Origin of the sequence: Kouleothrix sp. (genome assembly GCF_046328425.1) — a bacterium.
GTDB lineage: Bacteria > Chloroflexota > Chloroflexia > Chloroflexales > Roseiflexaceae > Kouleothrix.
Map to the genome: position 1 here is coordinate 149,302 of NZ_JAXLWP010000016.1, position 19,249 is coordinate 168,550.

Sequence of the window (19,249 nt, forward strand, 5' to 3'; positions counted from 1 at the left end):
GCACCACCACGCCAGCGTGGTTTTCTTCTCCCCGGTAGAGGTGATGGCACGAAAGACGCTGCACGAGCCCTGAAGCCGGCGCCAGCCGGCTTGCCTTTGCAGCAACCCTGTGCTATAATCTGCCCGGCTTTTAAATGGGCAGCAGTCACTCGTGGGGCCGCCACGGTCAGCCGTGCGTCCCCGCTCTTTATGTGTAAAGGAGCGGCGGCGATATGTCGCAGGAGATCCTGAACGAGATTGAATCCCGGCAGTTTAAGGCCAACCTGCCGGCTTTCCGCGTTGGCGATACCGTGCGCGTTGGCGTGCGCGTGGTCGAGGGCAACCGCGAGCGCACCCAGGAGTTCGAGGGCGTGGTCATTCGCCGGCGCAGCAGCGGCATCAACGAGAACTTCACCATCCGCCGGATCGCCTCGCACGGCATTGGCGTCGAGCGCACGTTCCTGCTGCACTCGCCGCGCCTCGACTCGATCAAGGTCGTGCGCAGCGGCAAGGTGCGCCGCTCGAAGCTGTACTACCTGCGCGGCCTCACCGGCAAGGCGGCCCGCATCAAGGAGCGCCGGTAGTTCGCTATGAGTGCTGAGCTTTGAGCTGCGAGTTGTGCTCGTGCCAATGGTTGCGCCGAACTCAAAACTTCAAAGTCTGAGCTCAAACTTCATCACGCGCGCGTACACACGCGCGATCCGCTGGGCATTTGCGCGCTTCTATCGCGAATTCGCCTGGACGTACGATACCGTCGCCGCGCTGGTTTCGCTCGGGCACTGGCCCGAGTGGGGCCGCGCGGCGCTGCCATTTCTGGCCGGGCGCACGCTCGAGCTGGGCTGTGGCACTGGCAACCTCCAGCGCGCGCTCGCGCGCCGCGCCGATGCTCCATGGTCGCTTGGGCTCGACGCGTCGCCGCAGATGCTGGCGATCTCCCGGCGCAAGCTGGCGCGCGAGCAGCTGCCCGCCCGGCTTGTCCGCGGCGTGGCGCAGGCCCTGCCATTCCCCAACGCCTCGTTCGATACCATCGTCGCCACTTTCCCAAGCGAGTACATCCTCGATCCGGCCAGCGCGCGCGAGCTGCGGCGGGTGCTGCGGCCGGGCGGCCGCGCGGTTGTGCTGCTGGCGGCCGCGTTCGGCAGCGATGGCCCGTACCAGCGCGCGCTCGGCTGGCTGTACCGCCTGACGCTGCAGCGGCCGCCGAGCCGCCCCGCCGAGCACCAGCCCGCGTCGCTGCTGGCGCGGCGGCTTGCCGAGCACGGCTTCGCCGTCGATGAGCGCTGGCAGCCGGCTGGCGGCCACGCCGTGCACCTGCTGCTGGCCGAGCGAGTATAATGGCGGTCTATGGCGCCAACTGTTGAAGAAGAGCTGCGCCTGCACGACGCAGGCCACCGGCGCATCGCCGGAGTCGACGAAGTAGGCCGCGGCTGTTGGGCCGGGCCGGTGGTGGCCGCCGCCGTGGTGCTTCCGCCGGCCGTGCTGGCGGCGCCTGCGCTGCTGGCCGGCGTCGACGACTCGAAGGCCCTGGCGGCGGCACGGCGCGAGCAGCTCGCCGAGCGCATTCTGGCGCTGGCCGACGATTGGGGGCTGGGCGTGGTGCCGGCCCACGTGATCGACACCCACGGCATTCTGGCGGCCACGCGCCTGGCGATGCAGGTGGCGCTGCTGCGGCTAGCGCGCCCGGCCGATGCCCTGCTGATCGACGCGGTGCGGCTCGAATTCTGGGGCTGCCCGCAGCGCGCGCTGATCAAAGGCGACGCGCGCTGCCTCTCGATCGCCGCTGCCTCGATCGTCGCGAAGGTCGCGCGCGACCGCATGATGTGCGCGCTCGACCGCCAGCTGCCGCGCTATGGTTTCGCCATGCACAAGGGCTACGGCACCGCGCTGCACGAGCGCGCGCTGCGCGCGCTCGGCCCTTCGCCCCAGCACCGCCGCAGCTTTCAGCCGATCGCCGAGTTCGTGGCAACAGGCGCCTGGCCCGCGCGCAGGCGCGCAGCCGAGCCAGGGCCTGAGGCTGCCGTATATGCATAGGAGACGCGCATGCTTTTAGATCTCGCTATTGCCGATAAAGTCAAGCAGCTGCGCCGCGAAGGCCTGCGGCCCTCGGAGAAGCTGGCCGCCCAGATTGTGCGCGCGGGCGACGCGGCGGTTGGCCCGCTGCTCGAGCTCGCCACCGACCTTGATCTGCTGCACGGCGACGCGCCCGAGTGCTTCGCGCCGATCCACGCGCTGCGGCTGCTCGGCGAGGTCGGCTCGACGGCGATCATCGAGCCGCTGCTGCGCGAGTTCCCGGTCGGGCTTGAGTACGAAGACGAGCGGCTGCCGCGGGTGTGGGCCGAAGAGGCGCCGCAGATAATCGGCCACTTCGGCGTGCCGGCGGTCGCGCCGCTGTGGGCGATTGCCGACGACGCCACGGGCTGGGCGCCGGCCGCGCGCAATAGCGCCATGATGGCGCTGGTGTATGTCACGGCGGTGGCCCCCGACACGCACGACCTGATCGTGGCTGGGTTGCGCGAGCGGCTGGCCGCCGCCGAGGATCGCGCCGACGCCGGGTACCTGGCTTCGGCCCTGGCCAACCTGGGCGTGAAAGAGCTGTACCCCGAGATACTGGCGCTGTATCGCGCCGGCAAGATCGATCCCGAGATCCTGCCGGCCGGCGCGGCGCGCCAGCTGCTGCTCAGCGACAGCACCAGGCGGCTGGCCTGTGCCAAACACCCGCTGTGGGAGCGTTACGATCAGCACGGCCCGTTCGCGAATGACGAGTAGCGCCATGATGATCGCGCCGCTCGCCCCCGCCAACCAGCCGGCCGCGCTGGCATACCTGCGGGCGCTGCCGTACCGCAACGCGCTGCCGCTCTCGAATGCGACCCAGCTGCGCGGCGCGTGCGATGTGCTGGTGGCCGAAGAGCGCGGGCATGTTGTGGGCGTGGCCTCGACCTACCACGACCTGCCGATCGCCAACCTGACGTTCGCCGCCGATGCCGGAGCGGCCGTCGGGCCCCTGCTGGCCGCGCTTGCCGACCGCAACCCGCGCCTGCGCGCGGGCCCGGTTTGGGCACTGCTGCCGGCCGATCGCCACAGCCAGCTGGCGCGCCACGCGCGCTTCGAGTCAATCGAGATCGAGTTTCAGATGGTGGTCGAGCCCGAGCGGCTGCTCGTTCCCGCCAACCACGCCCCGCGCCGGCTTGGCCCCGCCGACGCGCCCCACATGAGCGCGCTGGCTCAGGCGGCTGGCCTGACGGTGTGGCACAGCAGCGCGCTGGCGCTCGGGCCGGCGTTTGGCTGCTTCGACGGCGCGCAGCTGGTGGCCATGGCCGCCACGCACTTCGCCACCGCCGAGATCGTCGAGATCGGCCACGTGGCGGCGCACCCCGACTATCGCCGCCAGGGCTATGCCTCGGCATGCACAGCGGCGCTGGCGCAGGCCGCCTTCGGGCTGGCGCCGCGCGTGTTTCTGATGGTGCTCGAGCACAATGTCGCCGCGCTGGCGGCGTACAAGCGGCTGGGCTTCCGCACGATGGAGCGGATGTTCCTGAGCAGCTTTGTTCTGTAGAGTACCTACGAGGCGCGCTGGTCGGTTTCCGTACAGGGGCGAAACCAACCTAGGACAAACGCAGTTGGCGTGCTCAGCCTTCGGCAGATTGGACACGACGATCAAAAAGCACCGTGCTGCCGCAGGCACCATGCACGGCTTCGGGAAGCCGAACAGCGCAACTGCGTAAGCCCTACAACCTTTGGCGGCTGCCGGCCACGCGTGGCCGGCGGCCGCGCAAGCGATTTCGGGGGGCGCCGCACCTGCCCGGCCGCATTGCCGCCGCAGGCAGGTGCCCAGGGCGCCTGCCGCCGCGTAGCTCGTGTACACGAAAGCCAGGCTGGAATGCGACTGCGAACTCACCTTGTCTCCTCGCTGCTGCTGGGCGCGGCGCTGTACCCGCGCGCCCCGCGCAAGGCCGCGCTGCTGCTCGCCGGCGGCGTGCTGCTCGACACCGACCACTACCTGCTGTACGCGCTGCGCAGCGGCAACTGGAACCCGCTGAGCGCGCTGCGCTACGATCGCTGGCGGCTGCTGCCGCGCGGCGCAGACGATACGCGCCGGCGCTTCGGGCCGCTGCGCTCGCCATTTCACCACGCCCGCATCACCTTGCCGCTGGTATGGCTGGCCGCGCGGCGCTGGCCTGGGCTGCGGCCGATCGCGATCGGCATAACGCTGCACCTGGCGCTCGACCTGCCGTTTCTGCACTTCGACTGGCGGGTGTGGCGGCGCGCGGGCGGGCGCTGCGAGCGCTGCGGTGCCTCGGGGGTGCGCCTCGGCGTGTTCTACCTGCTGTCGCCGCGCCACGGCGGCTCGGCCTGGGCGCTGGATAACCGCGCCGCCTGGTGCGACCCCTGCCGCCGCCAGGTGTACGGCTGACGCGCGCAAAACGCCGCGCCGCCTCGGAGTGAGACGGCGCGGCGCCGGAGGAGAGGAAGGAATACGGCTTCACCCAACACTGCGAAGCCCGCGCCAATTTGGATCTCTGCCGGCGCGTAATTTCGTTGCGCGCGCCGATCGCAGCTGCTATACTGAGCCTACCCGCGCCAACAGGGCGCGGCCGCGTTTGCCGTGTCACGAACAAGCGTATGCCAAGACTCGAAGGCATCCTCGAGCGTATCACCTTTCATAGCGAAACCGATGGCTACACCGTGGCGCGGGTGCTGCCGAAGGATAAGCCCTACCAGATCACGATCGTCGGCAAGCTGCTGGGCGTGCAGGTGGGCGAGTCGGTCGAGCTGGAGGGCCGCTGGGTCGATCACCCCGAGCACGGCCGCCAGTTTGAGGTCGAGCGCTACCGCACCGTGCTGCCCGCCACGATCGAGGGCATCCGCCGCTACCTTGGCTCGGGCCTGATCAAGGGCATCGGCCCGGTGATGGCGCGGCGCATCGCCGAGACCTTCGGCACCTACACGCTCCACGTGCTCGACCACGAGCCGCTGCGCCTGCGCGAGGTTTCCGGCCTTGGCCCCAAGCGCGTCGACCGGATCATGCGCGCGTGGGAAGAGCAGCAGCAGATCAAGGCGATCATGCTGTTTCTGCAAGATCTTGAGATCGCACCCGGCCTGGCCGTGCGGATCTACAAGCAGTACGGCGAGCAGTCGCTCAGTGTGGTGCAGGCCACCCCCTACCGCCTTGCCGACGACGTCTACGGCATCGGGTTTCTCACCGCCGACAAGATCGCCCAAGCGCTCGGCATCCCGCACGACTCGCCGCAGCGCGTGGGCGCCGGCCTGCGCTATACCCTCAGCCAGGCCGCCGACGAAGGCCACTGCTACCTGCCGTGGGACGAGCTGGCGGCGCGCGGCGCGCTGCTACTGGGCGTCGATCCGGCCGTGGTCGACGCCACGCTCGGCGCGATTGCGATTACGCGCGAGGTGTATATCGAGGCGCTCGACGGCCAGCGCATGGTCTACCTTCAGCCGTTCTACCGCGCCGAGCACGGCCTGGCCGACCGCCTGCACGAGCTGCTGCGCGCGCCGTCGCGGATCGCGCCGTTCTTTCGCGCCGCCAACTGGGATCGTGTATTCGAGTTCCTGGCCGACAGGCGCGGTATGCCGCTGGCCGAGCAGCAGCAGGAAGCCGTGAAAATGGCGCTGACCAACAAGGTCAGCGTGCTGACCGGCGGCCCCGGCACGGGCAAAACCACCTCGCTGAAGACGATCATCCTGGCGCTGCAGCAGCGCGGCGAGAAGTTTCTGCTCGCGTCGCCGACTGGCCGCGCCGCCAAGCGCCTGAGCGAGGCCACCGGCGCCGAGGCCAGCACCATCCACCGCCTGCTCGAGTTCTCGCCAATCGGCGGGCCGCACTTCAGCCGCAACGCCGAAAACCCGCTCGACGCCGCGATGGTGGTGATCGACGAGGCCAGCATGCTCGACGTGCTGCTGGCCAACAATCTGTTCAAGGCCATTCCGCCCGACGCGCACGTGCTGCTGGTGGGCGACGCCGACCAGCTGCCGAGCGTCGGCCCCGGCCGCGTGCTGCGCGACATCCTCGATAGCATGGCGGTGCCGAGCATCCACCTGAACACGATTTTTCGCCAGGCCGAGGGCAGCGGCATCGTGGCCAACGCGCACCGCATCAACGCCGGCGATTTTCCGCACCTGCGCGGCCTCGGCGACTTCTTCTTCTTTCCGCGCCCCGAGCCCGAGCCGTGCGCCGAGCTGGTGGCCGAGCTGGTGGCCGAGCGCATCCCGCGCCGCTTTGGCCTCGACCCGCGCCGCGACGTCCAGGTGCTGACGCCGACCCACCGCGGGCCGGCCGGCGTGGCCAGCCTCAATGCCCTGCTGCAAACCGTGCTCAACCCGCCGCTCGAAGGCCGCGCCGAGCATCGCTTCGGCGCCAGCGTGTTTCGGCTGGGCGACCGCGTGCTGCAGCTGCGCAATAACTACGACCTCGAGGTCTACAACGGCGACATTGGCGTCGTCGCGGCGATCGACCCGGTGGAGCAGCTGCTGACGGTGCGCTACGACGATGTGCGCGATGTCGCCTACGACTTCGGGCTGCTCGACGAGCTGACGCTGGCCTACGCTATCTCGGTGCACAAGGCCCAGGGCGCCGAATACCCCTGCATTGTGCTCCCACTGCTGACGCAGCACTTCACCCTGCTGCAGCGCAACCTGCTGTACACCGCGATCACGCGGGCGCGGCAGCTGGTGGTGCTGCTGGGCGACCGCCGCGCGATCGCGATCGCCGTGAAGAACAACCGTGTGGCCGAGCGCTACACCGGCCTGGCCCGCCACCTCAAGGGCCGCTCGTAGCCGCGCTTGCCCAACGCGCTGCCCCACCCCCACGGGCCGATTCTGCGCGCCGCAGCGTGCTGCTGCACGCAGCTTTTGCGCCCTGTGCCGAGGCCGGCGCGCGCCCCCGCCGACAGAACAATACACAATTTACCGTATTGCTTTGCGGCCACGATGCAGTATAGTAGCATCGTACGCGCTTGGCTGGCCCGGTTGGGGAAAAAGAACATGCTTGACTCTGCTACGATCCCATGTCATAATCCTATTCCTTTGGGTTGCTAAAAAAGTGCCCTCCTGCGTTGCAGCCGACGATCCAAGGAGGCTTTATGCATACCGTATGCTCAGCGCGTGCACACGGTTGGCGGCGTGGCCTATTGCTGGCCGTCGCCCTGGCCGCTGTGCTGCTGTTTGTTGCTACTGCACATGCGCAGGCCGCGCCGCGAACCACCGGCACGTTTGTCGGCCGCGACGATCCAAACGGCCAGTTTGTGCGCTTCACCACGCCACGGAACAAGCGCGTCAACGATTGGGCCGGCGTGCTGCTGCTGCAGCTCGATAAAAACACGCAAGGCGACCGGCTGGGGCCGCTGGCGCGCATGTTCTGCATCCAGCTGTTCGTGGTGGTGCGCCCGAACGACCTGTACTATGCCAATGGGTCGGTGACGGCCTTGCACGGCGGGTGCTATATTCGTTACCTGCTGGCCCACTACCCGGCCACAACCGTCGGCACGCCGGCCGAGGGCGCGGCGCGCCAGCTGGCGATCTGGCACTTCTCCGACGACCTCGACCTCAGCACCGTTGAGGACGTGGGCATTCGCACCCGCGCACAGGCCCTGGCCGCCGAGGCGCAGCTCCAGGTCGATACCAACGGCTGCCCCGGCACCAACACCGGCGTTGCTACGCTTACGCTGGCGCCATCTAGCGCCCGCGTGCCCGAGGGCCAGCCGGTGATCTTCACCGCCAGAATCGACCCGCCCGAGGCCGCGGTGTCGCTGAATGTCAGCGTCGACGGCAGCGCCGTGCTTAATAACGGCCAGCAGGCCGCGACGCTGGCGTTTAACCAGGGCGTGGCGTACTTCTCGGTGTTGAACCTGAATGTCGGCACGGTGAACGTCACCGCGCAGGTGCCCTACGTCATGGACCAGGGCACGGTATTCGACCCGCTCGGCGGCCGGCAAACCCAGCGGCTGGTGCTTGGCGAAACGCTGAACCTCACAACCATTGCCCAGGTGCAGACATTCTTCGAGCAGACTACCGCCACGCCCACCGCTACGCCCACTAACACGCCGGTGACGAAAACACCCGGTTTTGGCGGAGATACCACGCCGACGAACACGCCAACCGGCACCCCCACCAGCACGCCCTCGACGCGCAAGCGCACGCCGCCAACCGAGACCCCTACCAGTACGCCTACCCTGGTATTCGATACGCCCACGCCGCCCGCGCCTGCGACATCGGTGCCGACGCCTACGCTTGCGCGCATACCCACCCGGCTGCCCAATACCGGCGCCCCCGCCGATCGTGTGGCCGTGTGGCTGGCGCTGGCGCTCGCGCTGCTGCTGGCCGGCGCTGCGACGCGGCGCGGCCTCAGGCCATAGAGGCGCCTTTCCATAGCGGAAATAACAGTTTTATCATCTAATATACGTAAAATAACGTATTGCAGTAGAATACTGTATATTATAGTATTACAGCGTGTCTTTTAGTGTGTGAAATACGCCCGGTGTTTGCTTGACGTACATACGATCCTATGTCATAATCCCGCCAATTCCCACCCAGGTATCGGCATTGGGTTGTTGAGCGGCGAAATGCCGGGATCGTGCGCGTTTCGCGACACCAGCTGTGGAACATTGTGCCGCCACGAGCGCGGTCTAACATCTACGCTTCATCTTGCTGTAGGTTGAATCGTAGTCCCCAAAAAATTTATTGATTCAGGAGGACTCATGGAAACACGACAACGGACGCAATCCTTACGATGGGGGCTTCGGGTCGGCCGCGTGGCCGCCGCCATCCTGGCATTGTTGCTGGCCACTTCTATCGCGCTTGCCAACGTGCCGACGACTGGTACGTTCGCAGGCAAAGACAATGCGCGCGGGCAATTTGTGATTTTTCAGCGGCCCGGCGAGGCGAATCTGTACCGCGACTGGGCCGGCGTACTGCGCCTACAGCTCGATAAGAACACCAAGGGCGATCGGCAGGGGCCGCTGGTGAATGTGTTTTGTATTCAGCTGTTTGTACTCGTGAGCACTGGAAATACCTACTTCAGCAATGGCCCGGTGACGGCGCTGCAGGGCGGGTGCTATATCCGCTACCTGCTGGCGCACTACCCGGCCGCGGGCGTGACGACGACGGCCGAAGGCGCGGCGCGCCAGCTGGCGATCTGGCACTTCTCCGACAACCTCGACCTGAATACCATCCAGGATGCCGGCATCAAGGCGCGCGCCCTCGCGCTGGCCGCCGAGGCCCAGACGCAGGTCGATACCAATGGCTGCCCCGGCACCAACGCCGGCCTGGCGACGCTGACGATTACGCCTTCGACTGCGACGGTGCCGCAGGGCCAGCCGGTGCCCTACACGGTGCAGATCAGCCCGGCCACCGCCGCAACCCAGGTGAATATCACCGTCGATGGCACCGCCGTGCTCGACAATGGCACCCAGGCCGCGACGCTTACCTTTAACCAGGGCGTGGCAAGCTTCACCGTGACGAACGCGAACGCTGGTACGGTGAATATAACTGCGGTGGTGCCGTATGTGATGGACCAGGGCACGGTGTTCGACTCGGATCGCAACCCGCCAACCCAGCGGCTGGTGCTGGGCGATGGCATTAGCCTTACCGCCACCGCCCAGGCGCAGACGGTGTTCCAGCAGGCGACGCCGACCAGCACGCCGCTGGCCACCAGCACGCCGACCAGCACGCCGCTGGCCACCAGCACGCCGACGACACCGCCTGGCTCCACCAGCACGCCGACGACACCGCCTGGCTCCACCAGCACGCCGACGACACCGCCCGGCTCTACCAGCACGCCGACGACACCGCCTGGCGCCACCAACACGCCGGCTTCAACTAATACGCCGGTGCCGAGCAACACGCCGGTAACCGCAACGCCAGGCAACGGGCCTGACCCGACGCCTACCAGCACGCAGACGACGAGCAAGACGCCGCGGCCAACCTCGCCTCCCGGCGGCGGCGGCTCGCCGACATCGACGCCAAGTGGCAATACCACAGCCACCCCCGCGCCGGGCAGCGACGGCACGCCGACACCGCAGCCGCCCGCGGCGGTGACGCCTGGCCAGCCCACGCCAAACAACGGCCTGACATCGAGCAACCAGGCGCTGGTGCGCCCGCGCAGCCTGCCGAACACTGGCGCGCCGGCCGAGCGCAGCCGCAGCACCGAGTGGCTGCTGCTGGTAGGCGCGGCCCTGCTCGTCGCCGGCATCGCGCTGCAGCGGCGCAGCGCGCGGCGCTAGCTCACAGCCTTGGCCTGCTGACGCAGACGGGGCGGCTCAATGAGCCGCCCCCGTCTTGCTGTGCCCCTGCGCCGGCAGCGCTCCTACGCGATCGGCGTCGGCTGGCGATCGAGGTTTTGCCGCTGCTGAAAGGCGATGATCGCAAACGCCTCGGCGATGTCGTCGAGGCTCACCAGGCCCAGGTAATCGCCGGCCGCGTACACCGCCGCCACCCGCGCCCCGCGCTCGGCCATGGTCGTGCGCGCCGCCTCGAGCGTGTTCTGGGCCTCAACCCGCACGAAGTCGCGCTGCATAATGCTGGTCACATACGCGTCGGCGGGCGTGCTCGCCAGCGCGCGCAGTACGTCGTCGCGCGTTACGATGCCCAGCAGCTGGCCGCCCTGCAGCACCGCGAAATCGGGCTGGTAGCTGGTAAGAATATAATCGGCCACCTTGCTGACGCGATCGCCAACCTGCAGCGTCAGCGCGTGCTTGTTATAGGCGTCGCCGACGCGGCGGGTTTCGAGCACCGTGCGCGCCTGGGTGGCCACCTGCTCTTGCCCGGCGCCGAAGAACACGAACAGCGCCACCAGCATCAGCACAATATTCCCGCTCAGGAAACCATACACCCCCAGGCCGATCGCCAGCAGCTGGCCAATGCTAGCGGCGATCCGCGTGGCGCGCTGCTGGCTGGTGACCATCGCCAGCACGGCGCGCAGCATCCGGCCGCCGTCGAGCGGGAATGCCGGGATGAGGTTGAACAGCACCAGGCTGACGTTCGCCGCCAGCAGCCAGCCTAGCAGCAGGCCGAACGACAGCGCGGGCTGCTGGCTTGCCACCAGCCCGTCGCCATTCAGCACGGCCAGCGGATTGGCCATGCCGGTGGCTACGAACAGCACAAGCGCGATCACCACGTTCACCAGCGGCCCAGCGGCGGCGATCAGCAGCTCGTGCAGCGGCCGCGACGGGTTGCGCGTCATCAGCGCCACGCCGCCGAGCGGCAGCAGCACGATCTCGCGCACCGGCACGCCAAAGCGCTGGGCCACTACGCTGTGCCCAAGCTCGTGGAGTGTCACGCATACGAACAGCAGGATCATCAGCAGGATGCCGAACATCACGCCGGCCATGCCGAAGCGGCTGCCCCACTGCCACGCGCCTAGGCCGAGGATCAAGAAAAACGTGATATGAATTTTGATGTCGATGCCCGCGACACGCGCGAAGCGAAACGACCAGTTCATTGTGTAGCTCCGTATCTTTAACTATGGCTTTAGGGCTTACGCAGTTGCCGCCTTCAGCCTTCGGCAGAGCCGTACTACCTCGTGTATTGTATGCGTTTTCCGCGCGGAGCGCGGAAAACGCATACAGAAGATAGCAGGTAGCGCTCTGCTAAAGCACGAGCGCGCCAGCGTGGCCGCGAACTACGCCGCTTTAGCCGGCGCAGCGGCCAGCCGCCGGGCGCGCAGCAGCGAGGCGATCACCGCCACCGCGAGAATGCCGGCCACCACGCCCAGCGATACCAGCGTCGGGATCTTAAAGGCCACGCCCGTCAGCAGCGCGCTCAGGTCGGGCATCAGCATCTTCACGCCCACAAATGTCAGCACCACCGACAGGCCGAGCTTCAGGTAGTGGAACTTGTCCATCACGCCGGACAGCAGGAAGTACAGCGAGCGCAGGCCCAGGATGGCGAAGACGTTCGAGGTGTAGACGATAAACGGCTCCTGCGTCACCGCAAAGATCGCCGGGATCGAGTCGACCGCGAACACCAGGTCGGTGCTCTCGACCATCAGCAGCACCAGGAACAGCGGCGTGGCCATGAGCTTGCCGGCGTGGCGCACAAAGAAGTGCGCGCCCTCGTAGCTCTGCGTCACCGGCATGATCCGCCGGAACAGCTTGATTAGCGGGTTGTCTTCGGGATGCAGCTCTTCGGTTTTGTGGAAGGCCATGCGGATGCCGGTGAAGATCAGGAACGCGCCAAAGATCCAGATGATCCAGTGGAACTCTTTGATCAGCGCGGCGCCCACCAGGATCAGCGCTGCGCGCATTACCAGCGCGCCCAGGATGCCCCAGAACAGCACGCGGTGCTGGTACTGCGGCGGCACGCTGAAGTAGCTGAAGATCAGCACGAACACGAAGATGTTGTCGACGCTGAGCGATTTTTCGATCAGGTAGCCGGTGAAGAACGATAGCGCCGCGTCGCCGTTGCTGTAGGGGCTATCGGGCACGAGCTGGTGCCAGAACAGGTAGATGCCGAGGTTGAATACCATCGCCAGGCTGATCCACACCACGCTCCAGGTCGTCGCTTCTTTCACCGATACTGTGTGCGCCTTGCGGTGAAACACGCCGAGGTCGAGCGCCAGCATTGCCAGCACGAAGAGGTTGAAGCCGATCCACATCCAGATCATTGGTCTATGCTCCTTGTGAAGCTAGACCGTGGGGCATACAAAAGGCGAGACCCCACGGCAAACAAGTGTCGTGGTGGTCTCGCCAGTAGTGTCTGATCACATACAACCGGCCGAGAGCGTGGCGCCAACGCGCGTGCACTCTGTATTGACGACCGGCTGGCTCGCGTTGCGCGAGTGGCTACTCCCCAACCTGCGTGTATCCTACCATGCTGCACAGGGTTTGTCAAGTATGCGTCCGAGGCGGGCGCCGAGCAGCGCGGGCACGTTTCTTGCTGCTGATAGGCGCAGTGCACAGCGTGCGCCTGATTATGCCTGCCTGAAATTACCGATACTGTGCAAAGCCTGGAGAACGTTGTGACCGCTGACCGGTTCATTCAATACCTGAGCTGGGCGGTATTCAGTGTGCTGTTTGTCACGGCGCTATCGCATGCGCTGCGCGATCCTCGGCCGGTTACCTTCGATATCGCGCTGTTTTTCAGCATCCCGGCATTGATTATTCTGGCCAATGGCCTCACGAGCGCAGGGCTGCTCGCGCCGAACCAGCTGCTCAGCGCCATCGTGATCGGGCTGTTTTTGTCGCTGGGCTATGTGCTGCTGCGCCTCGCCAACGATCTTGCGGTGGTGGCGCGCTGGGTGCGGCTGGCGGCGGCGCCTGGCCTGGCGCTGCTGGTTGTTGGCGCGTTTGTGTTTGCGCCGCAGCTGCCCCTATGGCTGACGCTGCTGATGCTGCTGTACCTGGTGGTGTCGTTGTTCTACTCGGCATTCGCGTTCGGGCGCGAGGCGGTGGTGGCGCGCGGGGTGACGCGGCGGCGCCTGCAGGCGGCGGCGGCCGGCTCGCTGCTGCTGATGCTGTTGTTTCTGCTGGTAAGCCTGAACCTGTTCGCGCCGACGCTCAGCAATGTATGGCAGATCAGCGCCGACCTGGCCGGGCTGGCGGCTGGGATCATGTACCTGGTCGGCTTTGCGCCGCCGCGCTGGCTGCGGCGCGCCTGGCAGGAGCCTGAGCTACGTGCGTTTCTGACGCGCGCCGCCAATCTGCCGCGCCTGACCGACCTGAACGCCATGTTGCGCGAGATCGAACACGGCGCCTCGACCTCGCTCGGCGCGCGGGTCGCGCGGATCGGGCTGTGGAATGAGGCCGAGCAGGCGCTGATTTTTCCGCTCGGCGACCCGGACTATCGCCTGAGCCTCAACGAGCCGGTGCCGTCGGCGCGGGCATTTCGCGAGCAGCGCGCACTGTTCACCGACAACGTGCCGCGCGCCCTGCCCGACTACGCCGAGCTGAGCCGCCAGTACGGCCTGCTGGCGATCATGGCCGCGCCGATCACTGCGGTGAACCGGCGCTTCGGCGTGCTCATTGTCTATGCGCCGCACGCGCTGGTGTTCGCCGACGACGACCTCGCGCTGATCCAGCTGCTGGCCGACCAGGCCGCGGTGCTGCTCGAGATCCGCTCGCTGATCGACGAGCTGGCGCGCGCGCAGGCGCAGGCCGAGGCGACGCGGCTCAAGGAGGATTTTCTTTCGGCCGCAGCGCACGATCTGAAAACCCCGCTCACCACGCTGATCGCGCGCGCCCAGCTGCTGGAGCGTACGGCCCAGCGGCACCCCTCCGCGCCCGCCGATATCGTCAGCCTGCAGCAGATCGTGCAGGAGGGCCAGCGCCTGCGCCGGCTGGTGCTCGAGCTGCTCGACGCCGCGCGCGTCGAGCAAGGCCGGCTGGTGGGCGCCCTGAGCGATGTGGATCTGGCCGAGCTGGCGCGCGAAGTCTGCGGGCGTTTGCGCAACGAGCGCCACCCCTGCAGCATCACCGGCGATGCGCACGTGATCGGGCAGTACGACCGGGTGCGCATGGTTCAGCTGCTCGAGAACTTGCTCGAGAATGCGATCACCTACAGCCCACGCGGCGGCACGGTGGAGGTACAGGTGCGCCGCGCGGGCGACCGCGCGCTGCTGAGTATAGCCGACCACGGCATCGGCATCACCCCCGACGATCTGCCGCATATCTTCGAGCGCTTCTACCGGGGCACGCGCGTCGACGACCGGCGCTTCGCGGGCATGGGCCTGGGCCTGTTCATCTGCCGGGGCATTGTCGAGCAGCACGGTGGGCGGATCTGGGCCACCAGCCAGCCCGACCAGGGTAGTACGTTTTTGATCGAGTTGCCGCTCGTGTTGGAGATGGAGGCGGTGCATGCCTGAACGGCCGATTCTGGTGATCGATGACGATGATGCGATACGGTTGACCGTGGTAGATGTGCTGGAGTCGGAGGGCTACTCTGTAGCGACGGCAACCAACGGCGCGGATGGGCTGCATGTGCTCGAGCAGGTGCACCCCGCGCTGGTGCTGCTCGATATGCGTATGCCAATTCTCGATGGCTGGGGCTTTGCCAAGGCGCTACGCGAGCGCGGCGCCAAAGTGCCGATTGTGGTGGTTACGGCGGCGCACGATGCGCACCGCTGGGCGCGCGAGATCGACGCGGCGGCGGTGGTGGCCAAGCCGTTTGACCTGGCCGATCTGCTGGATGCGGTGCAGCGCTACTACGCGCCGGGCGCGGCCTAGCGGCGCTCCAGCGCGAAGTCGATCTCGAAGGTGCGACCCCACGGCAGCTGCACACTGCCTGGCACAATGCCGTAGCGCCCGGCAAAGCCCGGCAGCTGCTCGATCAGCTCGGCCAATCGCCGCTCGACGCGCGTGCGGGTTTCGCTCTGCAGCGCTGGGCCCGGCTCGGCCAGGCCGTGGGCGGCGCGCAGCCAGGTGCGAACCTCGGCGCGCGCCAGCTGCTGGTAGCCCCAATCTTCAAGCAGGCGGTGCAGCAGAAACAGCTCGTGGGCGGCGCGCCCGACCGTGCCGTCGATCAGGCGCGCGGCGCTGGCCTGGGCCAGCGCCGCGCCAATGCTGTTGCCGGCGGTGTTCCAGGCGCCGTAGGCCGCCAGCGCGGGCAGCTCGATCTCGCCAAGCATGATCTCGATCAGCGCCGGGTCGGCGCCGTTGGGGTAGGCCACGTCGGCGATCGCCACCGGCTGGCCGCGTGCTAGGCGCTGGCGCGCCTCGGCCACCAGCGCCTGGAGCGCGGGCCAGCGCTCGGCACGCTCGGCGGCCGCCAGCTCGGGCAGCCACTCGCCGCGCCGCGCCAGCGGCGCGTTCACGCCAAGCCAGATGTCGCTCGCATCGCCACTATCGCCCGCCAGCGTGCCGCCGATCGCGCGGATCTGCCGCTCGACCGTGACGCCGACCGGGCCGTCTTCGTAGGCGGCCACCTGCGCGGCGCCCGCCGGCGGCGCATAGCTCGCCACGACGCGCGGCGCGGCGCCGGAACGCGCATTCAGCAGCCGCGCCAGCAGCGCGCAGCCCACCTCGTCGGCGCCGGGGTACATCAGCAGCTGCGCCGCGCCGCGATACGCGGCTGTTGGCGCGGGCAAGGCTTCAGCGCCGGCGGCGAAGCCAAGCTGCCGCGCCCACTCCGCCAGCCAGCGCTTCTCGCGCGAGGGCAGCCCGAACGGGCTGGTGTCGTCGGAGCTGAGCACCAGCAGGTCGAGTGCGCCGTCGGCCAGCAGCTGCAGCGCGGCCAGGTTGGCGGCGTGGTTGCGCAGCCGGCGGCCGAGGAAATCGTGGCGCAGCCGCGCGGGCACCGCCGCCTCGATCCGCGCAAGCTCGGCCTCGACCGCCTGGCCCTGCGCGTGGCGGTCGAGCAGCTGCGATAGCAGATATAGGCGTGTGCCGTGCTCGGCCCAGTACTCGGGCTCCTCGACACTGTCGTCGGCATTCGACACGCGCGTGATCACGTTGAAGCCGAGAATCGGCAGGCGCGGGCAGGCGCGCCTGATGTCGCGCAGTGTGTCGAGCCGCGCCACGATCGCCGCTAGCGGCTCGGCGCTGGTGCGCGCGGCGATCAGCCCGCCGTAGCCCAGCATCTCGCACGAGACGATCAGCGCGTCGAGTTGCGGGGCGGCCTGGCCCAGCCAGGCGATCAGCCCTTCGCAGCTGGCCGGCCGGCGGCGCGCGCTCAGCAGGTGCGCGGGCGGCAGGGCTAGCTGCGCCCCGGCGATCGCGGCGATCATTGCCGGGTAGCGTGTGTTGACAGGCCGCTCGTCGAGCGGCAGAAGACCAATGCGCACAAGTGCCTCTTGGGGCTAAGGCGCGCCGGCGCCGTGGCTAGGGCTGCCGGGCGCCCTCGATCGCCTGGATGCTGAACAGCAGCGCGCGCGGCACGTGGAAAAAGCCTTTGTAGTTGCCGCCCTTGCTCGCGAGCGCCAGGTCGCCGCGGCGGTCGCAGTAGCCGAACCACTCGCCGTGCTCGGGGTCGGCAAAGTGCGTATAGACATAACGGTCGACGCGGTCGAGCCACTCGAGCCAGCGCGTTTCGCCGGTGAGCGTGTAGGCCAGCACAAGCGCGTAGATCGCCTCGGCGTGCGGCCACCACAGCTTCATGGTCGCCTCAAGCTGAAGCGTGGGCTGGCCGGCGATGTCCATGAAGTAGAAGATCCCGCCGTACTCGGCGTCCCAGCCGTGCTCGAGCGAGCCCTCGATCGCATCGAGCGCGATCTGGCGGGCCGCCGGGTCGGGCAGATCGCGCAGCAGGTGCAGCAGGATCCAGGCGGTCTCGATCGAGTGGCCGGGGTTGAACAGCCGGCCCTCGGGCCATGCGCGCAAGTCGCGGCCGTCGAGCGCCACATGCTCGAGGAACACGCGGCGCGCCGGGTCGTAGTGGCGCAGCGCGCCGGCGATCGTGTCGCGCATCACCTGGCGGTAGCGCGCGTCGCCGGTGGTTTCGGCCAGGTCGGCGGCGAGCAGCCCGAGCACCAGGTGGTTGGCCAGGCTGCTGCTGGGCACCTGCCCGGCGTAGGCCGGCCGGTCGAGCAGCGCCGGGTTGGCGATCCACTCGACGATCCGCCAGAACACCTCGGTGGCCTCGGCCAGGCAGCCCGCGTCGCCGGTGGCGCGGCTGTACTCGAGCAGGCCCATCTGGTAGAACACGGCGGCGTAGGGCTTGCGCTGGAAGAACAACGGCTGGCCCTCGCGCGCCAGGCTGAAGTACACGCGGCCCTGCGCGTCGCGCGCGTGGCGGCGCAAGAAATCGACGCCGAGGCGGGCCGCGTCGAGAAACTCGGGCCGGCGCTCGAGCTGATTGTACAGCCGCGCGAACATCCACACCGCGCGGCCCTGCAGCCAGACATATTTGCGCGTGTCGTAGACGCTGCCGTCGCGGCCGAGGCATGTGAAATAGCCACCGTACTCGCGGTCGAGCGAGTGCTTCAGCCAGAACGGAACGACCGACTCGGTCAGGTCGCGGCGGTAGCGCGCGGCGTAGGCTTCGAGCATGGTGTTTCCTTTTTTGCCTTCGGCAGAGCGGCATTCTTCTTATGATGCTCGGGGCGTGCTTCTTTTTTAGCTGGCCTGCGCCTGCCGAATGGCGGTCGACGAAAGGTCGACGCGAAAGGCCGCCTCGGGCAGCTCGGCAAACAAATCGCGCGCGCCGGGCGGCACGGCGATGTCGCGCAGCGTGCGAAACGTTCCATCTTCCAGCCGGCCGGCCACCAGAAAGCGGCAGCCCTGGGCGCGGATGCGCGCCAGCGCGGCGTCGCGCGCCGCCTCGCCGCCGTAGTAGCGCGGCTCGACCAGGCGCTCGGCGGTGTCGTAGCCCACCACAAACACGCAGCCAGGGTATAGGCCGGCCTTCTCGACGAACAGCGCCGCGCGCGAGAGCACCACCGGGTAGCGCCAGCGGAACTGCGCGAGCCTGCGCTCGATCTCGGCGTAGCTCAGCGGCGCCTTGTCGGCGTTCAGGATGGGCAGCTCGAATGTGATCGGTATGCCCAGCGCGGCGCCGGCGGCCTGCGCCAGCCGCTCGTGGCCGGCGTGCAGCGGGTTGAACGAGCCCGACAGGAGCGCGCCCGGCGGCGCGGCGTCGGCGACGAGCGCGCCGCCGGGCGCGACGCCGACAGTGCGCGCGGCGCCGGCCAGCAGCATCCCGATCGGGTCGGGCAGTGGCGCGCGCGCGCTGGCCACCTGCTCGCCGGGCAGCAGGCCCAGCGCCAGCGGCGCGGCGCAGCCGCTGGCCTCGGCGATCGCGTGGATCAGCAGGCGGCTGACAACCGCCTCTTCGCCCAGGCGATCGCGCTGGCCCCTGGCGAGCACCAGGCCGTAGGTCGCGATGCTCTGCTCATCGCGCACCGCCAGCCACACGCGATCCTCGCCACGGCGAGCTCGGTCGGTCACTAGCGCGGCGGTGCAGCCGACGCCTAGGCAGGCCACGCCGGGCTCGGCCAGGCGCCGCGCGCGGCGGTAGGCCGCTGCGGCCATCGCGGCGGCCGTCGGCTCCGACACCGCCTGGCCAGGCGGGGCGCCAAGCAGGTCGGCCATCGACGTGGCGGCGTAGCGGTCGGTGGCTTCGAGCACGGTGCGCGATGAGCCCGGCACGGCGTGGAGCCAGAACAGCGCCATGCTGCCGGCGCCGGCGAACTCGAGCACGAGCTTGTGCGCCGAGCCGTGGATGGCGCCGATCTGTGTTTCGATATCGGCTTCAATCATGGCCGTATCGTACCATATGTAGGGTGTTTCTGGCGCGGAGATCGTGCAGCCAAGCGCGGCTGCGCGTATCCGGTAGTTGACAATTCTCATCAATAATATATAGTATTAGCTATCTGAAAAGGCAGGGC

Annotated in this window: 16 protein-coding genes; 11 read left to right on the forward strand and 5 right to left on the reverse strand. The window is 68.1% G+C overall.

Going from position 1 to position 19,249, the window contains the following annotated elements; translation table 11 throughout:
* Positions 1-212 precede the first annotated feature (212 nt).
* The 9 genes from rplS to U0177_RS16330 all read left to right on the forward strand — a co-directional run bounded on the left by rplS (position 213) and on the right by U0177_RS16330 (position 10,214).
* Positions 213-563, forward strand: a complete 351-nt coding sequence (gene rplS, locus U0177_RS16290) for a 50S ribosomal protein L19 (RefSeq protein ID WP_409571706.1) — start codon at positions 213-215, stop codon at positions 561-563.
* A 34-nt stretch (positions 564-597) separates the two neighbouring features.
* Complete coding sequence (locus U0177_RS16295; RefSeq protein WP_409571707.1) at positions 598-1,314, forward strand: class I SAM-dependent methyltransferase; 717 nt, start codon at positions 598-600, stop codon at positions 1,312-1,314.
* A 9-nt stretch (positions 1,315-1,323) separates the two neighbouring features.
* Positions 1,324-2,010: a ribonuclease HII gene (locus tag U0177_RS16300; RefSeq protein WP_409571708.1), complete on the forward strand. Its 687-nt coding sequence runs from the start codon at positions 1,324-1,326 to the stop codon at positions 2,008-2,010.
* A 9-nt stretch (positions 2,011-2,019) separates the two neighbouring features.
* Positions 2,020-2,745 (forward strand): hypothetical protein, encoded by a 726-nt coding sequence (locus U0177_RS16305; protein ID WP_409571709.1) that lies wholly within the window; start codon positions 2,020-2,022, stop codon positions 2,743-2,745.
* Between the two features lie 4 nt (positions 2,746-2,749).
* Positions 2,750-3,532, forward strand: a complete 783-nt coding sequence (locus tag U0177_RS16310; RefSeq protein WP_409571710.1) for a GNAT family N-acetyltransferase — start codon at positions 2,750-2,752, stop codon at positions 3,530-3,532.
* 324 nt (positions 3,533-3,856) lie between these two features.
* Entirely contained in the window at positions 3,857-4,390 is a 534-nt protein-coding gene (locus U0177_RS16315) for a hypothetical protein (RefSeq protein WP_409571711.1), read from the forward strand.
* A 209-nt stretch (positions 4,391-4,599) separates the two neighbouring features.
* Complete coding sequence (locus U0177_RS16320) at positions 4,600-6,771, forward strand: ATP-dependent RecD-like DNA helicase (protein WP_409571712.1); 2,172 nt, start codon at positions 4,600-4,602, stop codon at positions 6,769-6,771.
* Positions 6,772-7,124: 353 nt separating this feature from the next.
* Complete coding sequence (locus tag U0177_RS16325) at positions 7,125-8,348, forward strand: thioester domain-containing protein (protein ID WP_409571713.1); 1,224 nt, start codon at positions 7,125-7,127, stop codon at positions 8,346-8,348.
* 342 nt (positions 8,349-8,690) lie between these two features.
* Positions 8,691-10,214 (forward strand): hypothetical protein, encoded by a 1,524-nt coding sequence (locus U0177_RS16330; protein ID WP_409571714.1) that lies wholly within the window; start codon positions 8,691-8,693, stop codon positions 10,212-10,214.
* Between the two features lie 83 nt (positions 10,215-10,297).
* On the opposite strand, the gene U0177_RS16335 is transcribed toward U0177_RS16330, so the two are convergent.
* Both U0177_RS16335 and U0177_RS16340 read right to left on the reverse strand, forming a co-directional pair.
* On the reverse strand, positions 10,298-11,431 hold the full coding sequence (locus U0177_RS16335; RefSeq protein WP_409571715.1) for a site-2 protease family protein: 1,134 nt from the start codon (positions 11,429-11,431) through the stop codon (positions 10,298-10,300).
* Between the two features lie 180 nt (positions 11,432-11,611).
* Positions 11,612-12,595 (reverse strand): TerC family protein, encoded by a 984-nt coding sequence (locus U0177_RS16340; RefSeq protein WP_409571716.1) that lies wholly within the window; start codon positions 12,593-12,595, stop codon positions 11,612-11,614.
* Between the two features lie 354 nt (positions 12,596-12,949).
* Between U0177_RS16340 and U0177_RS16345 the strand changes: the two genes are divergently transcribed.
* Both U0177_RS16345 and U0177_RS16350 read left to right on the forward strand, forming a co-directional pair.
* Positions 12,950-14,791, forward strand: coding sequence for an ATP-binding protein (locus U0177_RS16345; RefSeq protein WP_409571717.1), 1,842 nt, complete (start codon positions 12,950-12,952; stop codon positions 14,789-14,791).
* The gene (locus tag U0177_RS16350) at positions 14,784-15,152 is read left to right on the forward strand and encodes a response regulator (protein WP_409571718.1); all 369 of its coding nucleotides are present in this window, start codon (positions 14,784-14,786) and stop codon (positions 15,150-15,152) included. Before U0177_RS16345 ends, U0177_RS16350 begins: the two co-directional genes overlap by 8 nt.
* Here the strand turns inward: U0177_RS16350 and U0177_RS16355 are convergent.
* The 3 genes from U0177_RS16355 to U0177_RS16365 form a co-directional block, all read right to left on the reverse strand.
* On the reverse strand, positions 15,149-16,708 hold the full coding sequence (locus tag U0177_RS16355) for a DUF4127 family protein (protein WP_409571719.1): 1,560 nt from the start codon (positions 16,706-16,708) through the stop codon (positions 15,149-15,151). The genes U0177_RS16350 and U0177_RS16355 overlap by 4 nt on opposite strands.
* A 37-nt stretch (positions 16,709-16,745) precedes the next feature.
* Entirely contained in the window at positions 16,746-17,912 is a 1,167-nt protein-coding gene (locus tag U0177_RS16360; RefSeq protein ID WP_409571720.1) for an AGE family epimerase/isomerase, read from the reverse strand.
* A 66-nt stretch (positions 17,913-17,978) separates the two neighbouring features.
* A complete protein-coding gene (locus U0177_RS16365; RefSeq protein ID WP_409571721.1) occupies positions 17,979-19,121 on the reverse strand; it encodes a hypothetical protein in 1,143 nt (380 codons plus the stop codon).
* Positions 19,122-19,249: the final 128 nt, after the last annotated feature.